This is a genomic window from Pseudomonas sp. W2-17 (assembly GCF_041060445.1).
In the GTDB taxonomy this organism is placed as follows: Bacteria; Pseudomonadota; Gammaproteobacteria; order Pseudomonadales; family Pseudomonadaceae; genus Aquipseudomonas.
On sequence record NZ_JAUFNS010000001.1, the window covers coordinates 103,685 to 117,701 of the forward strand.

Annotated in this window: 13 protein-coding genes; 8 read left to right on the forward strand and 5 right to left on the reverse strand. The window is 51.2% G+C overall.

Annotated elements, in window-relative coordinates; genetic code table 11:
* Nucleotides 1-17: 17 nt before the first annotated feature.
* From QWI20_RS00545 to QWI20_RS00555, 3 genes are all read left to right on the forward strand, one after another.
* Entirely contained in the window at nt 18-2,363 is a 2,346-nt protein-coding gene (locus QWI20_RS00545; protein WP_369303687.1) for a DUF262 domain-containing protein, read from the forward strand.
* A 353-nt stretch (nt 2,364-2,716) separates the two neighbouring features.
* Entirely contained in the window at nt 2,717-3,490 is a 774-nt protein-coding gene (locus QWI20_RS00550) for an NYN domain-containing protein (protein ID WP_369303688.1), read from the forward strand.
* 35 nt (nt 3,491-3,525) lie between these two features.
* Nucleotides 3,526-4,209, forward strand: coding sequence for a hypothetical protein (locus QWI20_RS00555; RefSeq protein ID WP_369303689.1), 684 nt, complete (start codon nt 3,526-3,528; stop codon nt 4,207-4,209).
* Between the two features lie 3 nt (nt 4,210-4,212).
* Here QWI20_RS00555 and QWI20_RS00560 read toward each other — a convergent pair whose 3' ends face one another.
* The 3 genes from QWI20_RS00560 to QWI20_RS00570 all read right to left on the reverse strand — a co-directional run bounded on the left by QWI20_RS00560 (nt 4,213) and on the right by QWI20_RS00570 (nt 6,880).
* On the reverse strand, nt 4,213-5,667 hold the full coding sequence (locus QWI20_RS00560) for a YfjI family protein (protein WP_369303690.1): 1,455 nt from the start codon (nt 5,665-5,667) through the stop codon (nt 4,213-4,215).
* Nucleotides 5,660-5,908 (reverse strand): helix-turn-helix transcriptional regulator, encoded by a 249-nt coding sequence (locus QWI20_RS00565; protein ID WP_369303692.1) that lies wholly within the window; start codon nt 5,906-5,908, stop codon nt 5,660-5,662. The genes QWI20_RS00560 and QWI20_RS00565 overlap by 8 nt, the downstream gene beginning before the upstream one ends.
* A gap of 261 nt (nt 5,909-6,169) precedes the next feature.
* On the reverse strand, nt 6,170-6,880 hold the full coding sequence (locus tag QWI20_RS00570) for an inovirus-type Gp2 protein (protein WP_369303991.1): 711 nt from the start codon (nt 6,878-6,880) through the stop codon (nt 6,170-6,172).
* 238 nt (nt 6,881-7,118) lie between these two features.
* Between QWI20_RS00570 and QWI20_RS00575 the strand changes: the two genes are divergently transcribed.
* The 3 genes from QWI20_RS00575 (at nt 7,119) to QWI20_RS00585 (ending at nt 9,315) form a co-directional block, all read left to right on the forward strand.
* Nucleotides 7,119-7,475, forward strand: coding sequence for a hypothetical protein (locus QWI20_RS00575; RefSeq protein ID WP_369303693.1), 357 nt, complete (start codon nt 7,119-7,121; stop codon nt 7,473-7,475).
* 68 nt (nt 7,476-7,543) lie between these two features.
* Entirely contained in the window at nt 7,544-8,509 is a 966-nt protein-coding gene (locus tag QWI20_RS00580; RefSeq protein WP_369303694.1) for a DUF932 domain-containing protein, read from the forward strand.
* A gap of 461 nt (nt 8,510-8,970) precedes the next feature.
* Nucleotides 8,971-9,315 carry a hypothetical protein gene (locus tag QWI20_RS00585; protein ID WP_369303696.1) on the forward strand — a complete coding sequence of 115 codons (345 nt, stop codon included), beginning with the start codon at nt 8,971-8,973 and terminating at the stop codon, nt 9,313-9,315.
* Between the two features lie 99 nt (nt 9,316-9,414).
* Here QWI20_RS00585 and QWI20_RS00590 read toward each other — a convergent pair whose 3' ends face one another.
* Nucleotides 9,415-10,968, reverse strand: coding sequence for an MFS transporter (locus tag QWI20_RS00590; protein ID WP_369303697.1), 1,554 nt, complete (start codon nt 10,966-10,968; stop codon nt 9,415-9,417).
* 142 nt (nt 10,969-11,110) lie between these two features.
* On the opposite strand from QWI20_RS00590, the gene QWI20_RS00595 reads away from it, so the two are divergent.
* Entirely contained in the window at nt 11,111-12,031 is a 921-nt protein-coding gene (locus tag QWI20_RS00595; RefSeq protein WP_369303698.1) for a LysR family transcriptional regulator, read from the forward strand.
* A 105-nt stretch (nt 12,032-12,136) separates the two neighbouring features.
* Here QWI20_RS00595 and QWI20_RS00600 read toward each other — a convergent pair whose 3' ends face one another.
* Entirely contained in the window at nt 12,137-12,340 is a 204-nt protein-coding gene (locus QWI20_RS00600; protein WP_369303699.1) for a DUF6021 family protein, read from the reverse strand.
* Between the two features lie 392 nt (nt 12,341-12,732).
* Here QWI20_RS00600 and QWI20_RS00605 point away from each other — a divergent pair, with 392 nt between their 5' ends.
* The gene (locus QWI20_RS00605; RefSeq protein WP_192173350.1) at nt 12,733-13,911 is read left to right on the forward strand and encodes a sugar transporter; all 1,179 of its coding nucleotides are present in this window, start codon (nt 12,733-12,735) and stop codon (nt 13,909-13,911) included.
* Nucleotides 13,912-14,017: the final 106 nt, after the last annotated feature.

A 14,017-nucleotide genomic window follows, 5' to 3' on the forward strand; every position in this document is an offset into this window, starting at 1 on the left:
ATGAAAGGAGCACGGTAATGCCGATGGAAGCGAAGGATATTTTTGAAGCGAATTCTAAAACAGTTAGGGAGCTGCTAAGCGAACGAGGGCTGGGGCTATACATACCGCCATACCAGCGCCCTTATGGCTGGGATAAAGATAAGGTAAGTAAGCTGGTCGAAGATACCCTTCACGGCTATTCAATGCTGCTCGAAAGCGAGGAAAGCTTTACCTTCCTGGGTACTGTTATCACTATCCACGACATCAATTATACGACCGTCCAACCCATAGTTAGGCAAGATGTACCTGCTAAGCTGCTAACGGTAATCGATGGCCAGCAGCGTCTGACTACACTCCTGTTAGTGTGCTTGTCTCTCCATAACAACATACGACTCGCTCACGCTAAACTTCGTAAAACAAATAAAATTGAAGAGTGGCCGCCCGCGCTTCACTGGATTGACGGGCAAGCTCGAAGAGTCGTTGAAGAATTAGCGGCTACTTTTTTTGAAAAGCAAGCTTATGGTGACTCTCCTCTATATCCGAGGATGATTCGGTCTTTTGATGATCAATGGTCCCGAACGGGACTGCACGCAAAATACGAATCTCCTATTGCGCACCTAATATCCAAGTACGTAGAGACTATCGAGTTAGAAAAGGTCATCGAGTTCAAACCACAAAAACGTGAAAATCGAATTGAGGGAGAGGAGGCGCTTGTAGATCGATTCATGCAGCTGTCTAAAATCTTTAAGCCGATTGCATCTGGACAGCCTCCTAAAGACGAACTAGAGGAGCTGCCTAGCACTCAAGAAGTAATCAATGCGAAAAAGCTTCAGCAAGCACTCCTGAACCACGAATTTCCACAGGAAGTGATTGACGAGTTAAAGTCGGAGACTCTTTCCAAAGAGTATTCTGGACTTCTTCATTTAATCCTCCTTGCTGGCTATTTATTGAATCGCGTCGCTGTGACTGTAGTACGCGGAAAAAACGAAGATTATGCGTTCACCGTTTTTGAGTCTTTGAACACGACGGGAGAACCACTCACTGCATACGAAACTTTTAAGCCTCGAGTTGTAAGCGCGGAGTCACTCACACAATACGAACACTCCGAGTCCAGAAAGTGCTTGAATGTCGTGTCCGACTACCTCTCAGGATTTAGAGTGGGTGACCAGCTGCAATCTGCTACCTCGGACCTTCTGATCTATTTCGCGGCGGCGGAAACCGGCAAGAAGTTATCAAAGCGACTTGCGGATCAGCGTCGCTACCTGAAAGAGGAATTCGAGAGGCACGAGGAAGATAAAGCGGAGCGAATTTCGTTTGTTACGCATCTTCGTGATGTTTCAACTTTCATTCAATATTCTTGGGATTTTAACGATCGAACTCCATCCCTTCACGGGCTTCCTGTCGATGCTACCACTGATAGTGTAAAGCTTTGTCTCAGCTATTTTCGTGAGCTTAAACATACCGTGGCCATAGCGCCACTGGTTAGATTTTATTCTGCAGCGCTGGCGGCATCTGAAGCCGAAAAGCCGGGGAAAATAGCACAATTTGAGCAAGCTATAAAAGCCATGGCTGCGTTTTCGGCGCTTTGGAGAGCTTCTCACCGGGGAACTGCAAACATAGATCAAGAGTACCGTGAGATATTAGCCGGAATTAACAACCTAACCGATCTAGCTCCCTTGGCTCGCAAAAATAAATCTGGTGCGACGGACTCTCAAGATCCTGAAATAAATGTAGTGAAATTGAAAGCAGAGCTTCTAGCTCGGCTGCTTGGGGCCAATCATGGCAACGTAGTCAACCGCTCGCAGTTTATCAGCGATGCGTCCCAAATGCCCGCCTATAGCAATAGCCGACCTACAGCCCGGTTTATTCTCCTAGCAGCTTATCATGATTCCGTAGCGGACCCTGCGAATAGCGGACTCATTGTTCAGGGCAAACCTTACTCGTCGACCTGCCTCACCTATGAGGGTTTTGTCGACACCCGCCATCTCGCTCTCGAACACATTGCGCCACAGACTGCATCCGCCGATTGGGCTGAAGACGTTTATCTAAACAAAGAAAGCATTAACCGGCTCGGAAATCTTGTGCTCGTCCAGTCTGACGCCAATAGCTCTCTCAGCAATCGAGGCTGGAAAGAAAAACGAGTTCTCTATAAAGCACTGGGAGCGCCATCCCATGAAGAGGCGGAACAAATTCTCAAAACTGCCGAAGAAGTTGGAATAAAGCTCGCACAATCTACGCAGGAGCTAGCGCAGATATCGTCCCATATGCCTCATCTAGCGGCCATTGGCGCTTATCAAGAGGACTGGGGCATCAAGTTCATCGATGAGCGATCGCGCCGTCTACTCGGCCTCGCATGGGACAGGCTAATTCCTTGGCTTAGCTAACACTTAGCCCGCTTCTTCTATTGAAGGGCGGGCTTTTCTTACCGCGCTACTCGAGATATTTTCCGTTAGAGGACTCAGCAGTATTAAAGCTCCGCTACAACGAAAGTCCGAGTCGGATCAAAGCTCCAATTAGGGGCTTTGATTTGGAAAGAAAGCAGCAATCACCCCAGGCGCCCTCTCGCCGAACATTTCACTGACGAATCTGCGTACCTGCGGCGTGTGTGGAAGGATATCCATCCCAGCGTCCCAGCATAGGAGCAGCCCCCAGCCAACCAACAATCGAGTAACCTTGATGCGAATACACCCGTGATGACATAGTGGAGGCTTAGAGGGACCTCGCTCAAGGATTCAACGTGGATTCGAAACGGATAGCATTGCTGATTGACTGTGACAACGTGAGCCATGCCTCCATAGGCGGCGTGCTCGACGAGTTGGCCAAGTACGGCATGGTGAACATTAGGCATGCACACGGGAACTGGAGTTCTCCACACCTTACAGGCTGGGTTGAAAAGGTGCATCCCTACGCGATCAGACCTATGCAGCAGTTCGCTTTCACGAAAGGTAAAAATGCCACCGACTCAGCAATGATCATTGACGCGATGGATTTGCTATACAGTAAAAACGTCGATGCCTTTGCACTCATGACAAGCGATAGCGACTTCACGCCGCTCGTGCTCCGTCTGCTTGAAAGTGGATTGCCGGTGTATGGATTCGGGGAAAAGAAGACTCCCAAGCCGTTCGTTGATGCCTGCTCTCAGTTCATCTACACCGAGAACCTGATCAGCGATGATCAGGAGAAAGCCACAGAGGGCGGCCCCCCGAAACCTACAAAACGCACACGCAACGAGTTACGCAGCGACACCTCGCTGGTTCGCCTACTCCGGACAGCAGCGGAGAAAACCGCAGATGATGCAGGCTGGTCGCATCTTAGCCAGGTTGGTGAATTCATCCGTAACAATAGCTCGTTCTCGGCTGTAAATTACGGTTATAGAACGCTGGGCGACCTCATTCGAATCTCGGAGTTATTCGAGATCGATATGCGCCACGGCGGAACCGCGATGTTTATCAAAGATACGCGCAAGTCGTCCTCTTTTCTTAACTCCTCCCCTGAAGTAATTACATACTAACCCAGGCCGCTTCGGACAGATATAGGACTATACCAATGGACGACTTTATTGAATTTGACGACATTGAATCAAGTGGAAACCCTGACTTCAGCTCACTGCTTCCCGACCGGGAAATAAGAGGTTTGATCAGTAGAAACTTTGAGCAAATCAAGTTCATCGGAGAGTGGCTTGGGAGAACTCATAAAAACACACCAATTTTCGAAGAAATTGAAACAAAGCTACAAGATGGAAAACTAACCAAAGGGCAGCTTAATGACTTACATCACGCGTTAATGCTCGGAAAGTTGAATAAGCAAGAGAAACTCGAAGCGAACCTATATAGTGCTTTTATCTATAATACCATCGCCAGGAATCTAGCCAGCGAGGACCGGCTAATAATGGCTTGGAAAGCCATTAGCTTAGCCAGTAGTTTTTTAGGACATAGTAATCAAATACACTCCGACCTAGCAAACCCGGAAAGTTCAAACGCAAAAGCGGGCGGGGAAGGTAAAGCTCGAGCACTCCTTGAAATCAATAAATTAGTCATAACCACGCTGATAACAGATCGCCCAACAAAAGGATGGGACAAAATATCCACAGCGACAGAAAAAATTATGAATCGCTATGATGAACTATCAACCTCCAAAGCATTTAAGATTAAACGAGAAGATGCTAAAATTCGAATGATAAATCTACTCCACGAGGACAAACTCGTGAAACTATTTTTTTCCAGTGAGTAACCACTAGCCTCTAGGATTACGAATCTCTACGAACTGTATACCGCGAGAATCATAGACGTCCACCAGGCCTCGGCCAATCAATACCGAGAGTGCTTTATTTAGGCGATCTACTTTTCTAAGCGAATTTGGTCCATATTGCCGAATATAATTTTTTCGAATATCCTTTTCTCCTTTCTTCCAGAGACTGATCAACCAATCCTCAAGTTCATCAGCCTGAATTTCAGCCTCATCTTTGGGGCAAAATACATCAAAGTATTGTGCACTGGCCCAAAAACAAAGATCAAAGGCGAATCGTAATGGCTCTACTGGCACCTCACATTCCCCTCCCTCAAAGCAATGAATTATAGCGGCGACCCTAGCTATGATATCTGCTAGTTTCGAAGCGTGATCCTCCATCCCCTTAAACCAACCTTGACCTATACCTATTTCAATGCAATTGTAGATCTCAAGCCACTCTTGAGCAGCTTGAGGATTGAAGCATACTGTGGTTCTTGCTGGAACTTCAGCGTCAAGCCTCATAGCTCCTGATTTGTTCAAAATTTCATATATCGTTCTGGTAAATTTCGATTTAGCATACCAGGTCATGGTTGTATTTCTGATATCTCGGCTTCCTTGGGTAGATTTTGGCCGGCATACCAGAAATCTTGCCCAGAAGCCCGAGCCACGGATTTCATCCCCGCTTTTTGCTAAATACCCGTCCAACACCCGCTTTTGTGCCATTATAGCCAAACTCAATCTGGCGTTCTTTAAGACGTAGCTCTCACCCGTCTTTCTATCGACTCTAATCTCATCACCGCTCCATATGGAATTTAGTTTAGGGTAGTCTCTGAATGCACGACCATCAAGAACTGCTGCGCCCTCGCTGGACACTAGTCCGGCGGCCGCGCCATTTCTCTTTAGGCCAGAAAAAAGTGCTTCTGATGTGACATCCTCATAAAGCAATTTAGTTTCCAAAGGCTTCAGAACCCGAAGCAAAACATGCTCGGCTAGCCGCATCTCAACCTCGGACGTATCTAGGCCTCGACGTGTCTGTTTAGCTATTTCCGATATGAATGCACGCTCTTTCGCTATCCATATTTTCTCAGTGTTCTCCCATTCCACATTGGCTTGCTGGAATTCTGCTGCCTTTTGGCTTTCAAAACTTCTAATTGACTCAAAGAATACCCTTTCGACGGTTGACTTTCTTTCACCTGAGTCTGCAACGATCAATATATTCAGCGATAGCGGAATTTCCTGCCCTGTAGGCTTAATCATGTTATTAAGATTCTGCACAGCGATAGCCGCCGCCGATAGCGCGGAGAAAAAAATCAATTCCTTAGGCGCCTTAATATTATTTTCAGCCTCTTCGACAGCGCTTCGCAATATCGGAAATTTGTTCAGCACCGGAAACTCTGGGCGCTCTGTCGGTAACACGTACCTCTTTGAGCGTGATGACATTTTCCCCATCAAGTTATGCATGGCGATTTGCTCTTTTGGAAAGCCACATGTCTACATCCGACTCTATCCACCCTACGGCACCATTTTTGCTCGTTGACAGCTTAAATGGCGGTGGAAATTCAGGATCATACCTCGGAGATGAGATATTCAACCAATCATAAATAGTTGAACGGCCAACTCCGACCTTGTCAACTAAACGATTGAATCTAATAACTTTCTTAGCTGAGAAGACACCTTCAGCGAAAATTTCTGAGGAATTCATGCGGCCACCATCGTGCAAATGGTCTCAGGGCGAGACCGAGTGCTGGCAATCCTAGCCTTGCGATGGAGCAGCGTTACCAGAGTGCTCAAAGTAAAAAATAACTCAGGCAAACCCATTGACATTTGCGAAAACCACGAGACCACCTGATAACAGTGCGTTTTTGCATGCAAGCGTGTTGCTATTTCTGCTACCTGTAGCAGAAATAGCGCCTTGCGTGCCTAAATGATCGTTCTGAAACATCGGCTATCGACACCTCTACAACTACCTGCTGGTGCCAAAGGACCTGCCCCCTCGGCCATACTCCTTCGTTGCCGCTTTAAACAGGTAGCTAGACCTACGAAAAAAACGATCCAATTCGACCTGGTCTGCCATTGTTAGATGAAACTCCGAATTGCGCGGTATATAGACCAAGCCACGGACCTTCTCAACGTCCAACCGCAATGCACTGGCCCAAGCGGCTTGGATACGATTGAATACGTTATTAGCGGCGGACGCGAAACGGCCTGTCGAATGGTAAGAGTCGTTATTTAGCATGAGCACAAAATGATAATGAGCTCCGCCATCAATGCCCCTCTCTCGCACCCAACACCAATGCACCATGGTCTTATGCGCCTTGGGATTCGTTGCCCTTGCCCTGTCACGAGCGGAGCGGAGGCGCCATGTTAAAGAGTCCACAAATCGTGACACTACGCTCCTATCGAACTCCAAGGTATCGGCATCTCTAGGAAACCTTAGGTCGAATCTCATCGCAAATATACGACGATGATCCCTGAATGCACGGTGAATCAAACTGGTAAATTCTTCTAGATATTCAGCAATGAATGGTGCGTGATTTACCATCACGGGATAATCCTGAAAGAATGTTCCGTAGTACAAGTGTAAATTCTTGTTATCCGGGTGACGAACAAGTACTCTGCCCATATCTGTCATTCCTATTGACAAGTTTAGATTGCCGTATGAGCTCGCATGCATGTCCTGACTTAATAATATCAATACAGAGATCAATGCCCCCCTCAACTGGAGACTATCTTTATACGTCAAGATGAATATTGCTCGGATGCTGAGCCTTTCCGAATCCACATCAATCTGGAATTAAAGTATTCTCCATACTATTACCTATCCTTGACTTCATACATTGTTAGCGCTTGGCCAGGCTCTTATTCCGTTAATCCATGTGCATTCAAAATAATTTTGACCATACATAATTTTAATGACATTCAACAACGGAAAATTACATATGTCATTAAATTGCCCTAAATGCTCCTCGGACCATGTAAGAAAACGTAACACCGCGATGAAAACAGGTGCCGTCATTGGAGCAACTGGTGGTGCTATCAGCGGGTTCAGCGGCGCCCTAGCAGGAGCAGAAATGGGCGCTTTAGCGGGCGCGCTGGCAGGACCGGTAGGGATACCAATCGGTGGAATCGGCGGTGCAGTATTTGGCGCCCTTATCGTCGGCACCGCTGGATGTATAACCGGTAGCAGAATAGGCGGAATCGTCGACCAGGAGGTTCTCGACAACTATTGCTGCGTGAATTGCGACTACACCTTCAATAATCGCTCTTAGAAACTTAACTTACAGCATACAACCGCGCCTTCGGCGCGGCTGTATGCGTGCATCTCGAGAAATTACCCATGGCTCATAAACTTGAAAGAATGGCGTACGTAGGTCAGGCTCCTTGGCATGGTCTGGGCTCAAAGCTTTCAGAAAATCGGCCGATCGAAATCTGGCAACAAGAAGCAGGTATGGATTGGCACATCAAAGAGAGCCCTGTCCACTTCAAGACAGATATCTGCGGCGAGCACGCGACTCAGGCGTTCACAGACCATAAGGTTTTGTTCCGGTCAGATACCCTCAAACCGCTATCAGTAGTGTCAATGCGATACCAAGTCGTGCAACCACTCGATGTTCTGGAGTTCTACCGAGACCTTACTGACTTATTCGGTTATCAGCTGGAAACTGCTGGCATTTTGAAAGAGGGGCGAAAATTCTGGGCGCTTGCCCGGACTGGTAACTCTTCGACGCTGAAAGGTAACGATATCGTCGACAGCTACGTTCTCCTTGCTACCTCCTGCGACGGCACGCTCGCTACTACGGCGACTCCCACAAGCATTCGGGTCGTGTGCAATAACACGCTGACCATTGCAATCAATGGGGCCTCACAGGCAATCAAGGTACCGCACAGCACCCGGTTCGATGGTACCGAGGTCAAACGGCAGCTGGGACTGCAAGTTTCAAACTGGCAGAGCTTCATGTACGAAATGAAATTACTGGCTGAGCGGAAGGTGACGGGAGCTGAAGCGAAGCAGTTCGTCTCCAAGGTCATCTGTGACACGACTGCGCTTAAGGCGATGCCTGAGAAGGTCGCTAATGTGCGGGCAATGACACGGGTGATAGAGCTCTATGAGGGTCATGGGATTGGCGCTACGCTTCCCGCAGCAAGAGGGACCGCCTGGGGCTTGCTAAACGCTGTCACCCAGTATGTAGACCATGAGAGGCGGGCTCGGAGCTCAGAGTACAGGGTCGACTCTGCCTGGTTTGGCAATGGTGCCGCTATTAAACAGAAAGCGCTTGAGTCAGCACTAGGATATCTGGCATAGAGCAAATAAACGTACACTTCTGTTCCACATTGCCCGACTAACGCTGCTCGCATAGCCGTCGCGCTAGCTGACGGCCTCAGCTCAGTCGCTCACTGGCACAGAACCCCTGCCCGTGCATTCCAAAAAGTATTCCAAGCAATTTTTTTAAAACTAAAATCGCTTTAAAATCATCATTTTAGAGCGAAGGTTCAGATTACCCCGGCCCACCAAACAAGCAATAAAAATCAAGCACTTAGCGTTTATCGCAAGTGCTTTTTTTGTGCCTTTTTGGGGGTAAGGGCTCTAAGCACTGTCCAATGAGCGGTAGTGGGCGAGCGAGAACGCGTCGGTAGACTCGTCCATGAGGAGCACTCCGCACCATCAGTTCGCTGTGAGGCTTTGGCGCCTCACGCTAAGGTTTATTGAAATAGGGGCTGGTTGCCCGTATTTATCAGACCTATACCAGCACAGGGAGTAGAGGCGTGGATCATGGGTCGGGTATTTTTGCGGTAGCAAGCATCGCGCTGGCCTTGCTGATCAGACTCATATTCAGTCTGCGCAGCACCAAGCGGTGGGAATCTGACGTCAGTGCAGACTTCGACGCAGCGCTTAAGCGTATGCACATACACACCTATACATTTCTTGTGGATCAGACGGTCGCCCCAGGTTACGAAACATCCGAAGCGGTATATCGGATACTCCTCGATCAAGACGGCCGGTACTTTCTGTACATGCTAGTTGAAGGCACGACAGGGCTGATCACTCCTCTCTCCAAAGAGCGTGCACTGGCAGCCGCCAAGATGTATGGATATCAGATAGAGAGCTAACCAAGTCATCAGGGGCGCTGATGACCCATGCAATGCCCGCCAGAATCAGCGGCGTAAAGTGTGTGTTAGCCGACATCAGGCATGGCTCCAGAACAACTTTCAGGTTTCCGATGAGAAGCGGACGACATCGGGCGCGGGTTCAGCGCTGATTTCGCTTTGTCGCCCCAGGAACAGAAAGACCACAGCTGCAGTGAACAGCGTGAACATCGCCAACAGTTGCAACAACGTGCTGAACCCTGCGGTATAGGCCGAGCGCAATATCGTCATCGGGATTTGGCTGGCCTCGGTACTCGCGTGCTGGATATCACCCATGACCAAGCGCTGCGCAATAGTTGAATAATCAACAGGGGACAGTTTGACCGAGTCACTGATGCTGAGATGATGAGCGACGAGGGCCGTCAGCACAGCAACTGTGATTGCCAGAGCAACACCTTCGCTGGCAACCCGTGTTGTGTTGAAAATACCAGCGGCCATCCCCGCCCGCTCCTTTGGGATCACGCTGATCGACAAACCATCCATCAAACCCCATGGCAGCCCTGTACCAATACCGGTCAGCAGCATGGCTACGATGATCTGCGCATGTGCACACGCCGGAATGGTGCTTAGCCAGTAGAGGCCGGCCGCTGCGAACACGAAGCCGATTGCGCAGAGCACGCCCGCAGACAACCAGCGAGTGAGAGATGCGGCAATGATCGGGACAACCAGCATCGGCGCGGAAAGTGCCAACATCATCAGCCCCGCTTCAAATGCACTGGCCCCTTCCACGCCGATAAACCGAAACGGCAGTAATACGATCAAGACGATGTAGCAGTAGCAGGTGCCGATCGGCAATATCTGCACACCGACAAAGCGTGGAAACAGAAAGAGTTGCAGTTCCAGCATCGGATGTTTCGCCCGATTTTCAACGATGATGAAAAGCAGCAAAAAGACTGCTGACGCAGCAAGTAGCACAAGGATGACCGGCGAACTCCAGCCTTGATCAGGCGCCAGGATCACGGCAGTGGTAAACATAACCAGAAGGCCGGAAAACATCAGCACGCCAGGCGTATCCAGGCGTCGAGCATGCGGGTCGCGGCTCTCGCGCATTTTCGGCACGGCAAATATCAAAGAAAGGATGGCGATTAGGGCGGTGCACAGAAAAATTGCGCGCCAGCCCAGATACTCGATCAACAACCCCGACAACAAAGGACCGAAAGCCAGGCCAACCCCGAAAGTGGTGCCCAGGAGACTGAAAGCGCGAGTCCTTGCATGTCCATCGAACTCTTGGGCAAGTGCCGCTGAACCGCTGGCCAAGGCTGCCGCTGCGGCGATTCCCTGCACACCACGCAGCAGGTCCAGCCAAATAATATTGGGGACCGCTGCCAGCAGGACTGACACCAGCGCGAACAACGCCATGCCGCACATGAATAGTCGCTTGCGTCCGTAAAGATCGGCAAGGGTGCCGGCAGCCATCAGCAGGCTGCCGAAGCTAAGCATGAAGGCATTAGTGATCCACGCCAGTTCCGTGGGATGGGCATCAAACGTTTGACCAATGAAAGGGGTGGCCACTGCACCGCCGGTAAAACTCATGGGCAACACTAAGGCTGCCAGGCAAATTGCAGCCAGGATGGAGTGCCGGCCATGGGCCGGGAGCAGTTCGGTGTCTGGGTTCATTAAGTCATTCCCTGCATATCGTGAAGTATCGGTGCTGTCCTGGCTGAGGCGAGTAATCGTTCGCACACTCTAGTTAGGATACAATCGAAGATAAACGGGCTTTTATTCCACTTATAGCGAACCAAAAGGATGCAATCGATTTGTGGACAGTCTTAGTGGTGTGACCTCATTCGTGAAAACCGCGGAGGTACTCAGTTTCATCAGCGCCGCCAGAGCATTGGGAATTTCTGCCTCAGCGGTGGGCAAAAACGTCGCAAAACTTGAAGCATCGTTGAACGTGCGTCTATTGCACCGCAGCACCCGCAAAGTCAGCCTGACGGCGGAGGGACAGTTGTTTTACGAACGCTGCCGAAAAATCCTCGACGACCTTCAAGATGCCCGGGCGATGCTTTCCCATGCCACACAGGAGCCCCGTGGAAAGTTACGCGTGAGCTTGCCCACGATCGGATATCGCTTTCTCTTGCCCCATATGACGCGGTTCCGCAAAACCTATCCGGAGATTGAGCTGGAACTGGACTTCAACGACCAGTTGGTCGATGTGATCGATGAAGGCTTTGACGTGGTGATTCGCAGCGGCGGCCAGGCCGACTCCAAGTTGATGGCGCGAAAACTGGGGCCTTTCAAGTTCGTCCTGTGCGCATCGCCTGACTATCTGCAGCGTAAGGGACGACCCGTCACTATCAGTGACCTCGAACATCACGAGTGCCTGCGTTACCGATTTGTCACGACGGGTAAAATAATGGACTGGAGTATGTCTTCGGACCCACAGTTCACGCAGTTGCGCCTGCCAACCGCCCTGACATTGAACAATATGGAAGCCATGCTGATGGCGGTGGTGGATGGGCACGGTATCGCATTTGTCCCGGACTTCCTGGCGCGCGAAGCTGTCGCTCAAGGGCGGCTGGAAACGGTGCTCGACGGCCACAGCGAAGACCAAGGGCAGTTCTGGGCGCTATGGCCCTCCAGCCGCCATCTTTCACCGAAAATCCGGGTCTTCGTGGACTTCGCTGCCGAGCATCTATTTGCTGTTTCACAGGTGGGCATCGAATCCTTTAACACCTGAGAACCCACGACGACCTGCAAGCACAGCGCCACAGCATCTCGCCAACATTCAGCATAAAAAAGCCCCGCTTAAGTCAGCAGGGCTTCTGGATTCAGCGCGAGTCGATCAAACCCCGCCCTTCCCCGGCAGCGGCTCATCGTTACCCCGGCGAGTGGTGGGCTCTTGGGTCACCGGGTCATTCTCGGTCCGCGCGGGCTCGGTTGGGTCTACCTGCGGATCGGAAACATCGGGCGACTCTTCATTGAAGCCAAGCTCTTTGTCCGGATCCGTGTGCGTGGAGGTCCCTGTAAGCGAAGTGTCGTTAGCCATGATTCAATCTCCTCGTTTACGTGCGAGTTATCCGCACCATAATCATCAGAATCCCCTGAGCCCGCCAAGTGCCCCGGATTAGACGGGCGGTTTCGTTCGCGGCGCCTCAGGTTGAAAGCGGATCTCATCACGCCCCACTTCTGTCGCCGCTGCTCAACGCAAGCGCTACACCACGACTGCGACAAATGAACGCCCCTCTCAACCCGGACCTGCGTTGTGACAACGTTTACAACGGCGTAGAATCCGTAACATCTCGTCGCATCTCCCCATACTCATAATATTCAGCTGACCGCATGCACCGCCCAGGCAAACGCCTCGAGCGGTCTTCCTGCTTGTCGGCGTTTTTGTTGGGGAAGCGGCCAACCGAATTTTTCAGGAGGGCATTCGTTTTAATGAATACCACTAACGCACACACCGGAAGTTGGCTAAGCGTCATCGCGCTGGCCCTGGCGGCCTTCATTTTCAACACCACGGAATTTGTGCCGGTGGGTTTGTTGAGTGCCATCGGCCACAGCTTCGACATGACCACCGCGCAGGTTGGCCTGATGCTGACGGTGTATGCGTGGATCGTGTCGCTGACCTCTCTGCCGATGATGCTGCTGACCCGCAACATCGAGCGACGCAAGTTGCTGTTGTTTGTGTTTCTGACATTCATCGCCGCCCATGTGATGTCGAGCCTGTCGTCGAGCTTCGGCATGCTGCTGGTCAGTCGCGTCGGTATCGCAGTGGCCCACGCCGTGTTCTGGTCGGTCACCGCATCGCTGGCCGTGCGAGTGGCGCCGGAGGGCAAGCAGGTACAAGCCCTCGGCCTCCTTGCAACTGGCACCGCGCTGGCGATGGTGCTCGGCATTCCGCTGGGTCGCATGCTGGGCGAAGCGCTGGGGTGGCGCGCAACGTTCCTGGCGATTGCCATTGCCTCGGGCCTTACGGTTCTGGTGCTGATGAAATCGCTTCCACTGCTGCCGAGCCAGAACTCGGGTTCGTTGCGCAGCCTGCCAATGCTGTTCAAGCGCCCGGCGTTGATGTCGCTTTATCTGTTGACCGCTCTGGTGGTCACTGCGCAGTTCACGGCCTACAGCTACATCGAACCGTTCGCACAGATCGTGGCGAAGATGAATGGCGACATGACCACGGTTATCCTGTTGCTGTTTGGCGGTGCCGGGATCGTGGGGTCGGTGATCTTCAGCCGTTACAACAACCGTTACCCGCGCGGCCTGCTGATCACCGCGATCGGCGCGCTGGCGGCGTGTCTGATTCTGCTGCTGCCGCTGTCCGGCAATGCCTCGTCGATGGGTACGTTGAGTGTGGTCTGGGGCATGGCGATCATGTGCTTTGGTCTGGTGATGCAGTCCAAGGTGCTGGCGATGGCGCCGGATGCCACGGACGTGGCAATGGCACTGCATTCGGGCATCTACAACATTGGCATCGGCGGCGGCGCACTGCTGGGCAGCGTGGTCATCAGCCAGCTTGGCGTGGCTAATATCGGTCTGGTGGGCGGGATGGTCGCGATCAGTGGCTTGCTGCTGGCGTGCCTGGCGACGCATCGGTATGGCGAAACCATTCGGGCGTAGTGACAAACCACAGGATTAAAGCAGCAGACATACTTGAGTGCGTTTGCTGCGCCCACAGCGCTCACCTCCATCATTCCCATCGATAACCAACATTCCCGCGAATGCC

Coding starts and splice junctions, on each gene's coding strand:
- QWI20_RS00545 (WP_369303687.1), top strand. CDS start 18: ATGCCGATGGAAGCGAAGGATATTTTTGAAGCGAATTCTAAAACAGTT.
- QWI20_RS00580 (WP_369303694.1), top strand. CDS start 7,544: ATGGCTCATAAACTTGAAAGAATGGCGTACGTAGGTCAGGCTCCTTGG.
- QWI20_RS00575 (WP_369303693.1), top strand. CDS start 7,119: ATGACATTCAACAACGGAAAATTACATATGTCATTAAATTGCCCTAAA.
- QWI20_RS00600 (WP_369303699.1), bottom strand. CDS start 12,340: ATGGCTAACGACACTTCGCTTACAGGGACCTCCACGCACACGGATCCG.
- QWI20_RS00605 (WP_192173350.1), top strand. CDS start 12,733: ATGAATACCACTAACGCACACACCGGAAGTTGGCTAAGCGTCATCGCG.
- QWI20_RS00565 (WP_369303692.1), bottom strand. CDS start 5,908: ATGAATTCCTCAGAAATTTTCGCTGAAGGTGTCTTCTCAGCTAAGAAA.
- QWI20_RS00590 (WP_369303697.1), bottom strand. CDS start 10,968: ATGAACCCAGACACCGAACTGCTCCCGGCCCATGGCCGGCACTCCATC.
- QWI20_RS00570 (WP_369303991.1), bottom strand. CDS start 6,880: ATGCATGCGAGCTCATACGGCAATCTAAACTTGTCAATAGGAATGACA.
- QWI20_RS00555 (WP_369303689.1), top strand. CDS start 3,526: ATGGACGACTTTATTGAATTTGACGACATTGAATCAAGTGGAAACCCT.
- QWI20_RS00560 (WP_369303690.1), bottom strand. CDS start 5,667: ATGCATAACTTGATGGGGAAAATGTCATCACGCTCAAAGAGGTACGTG.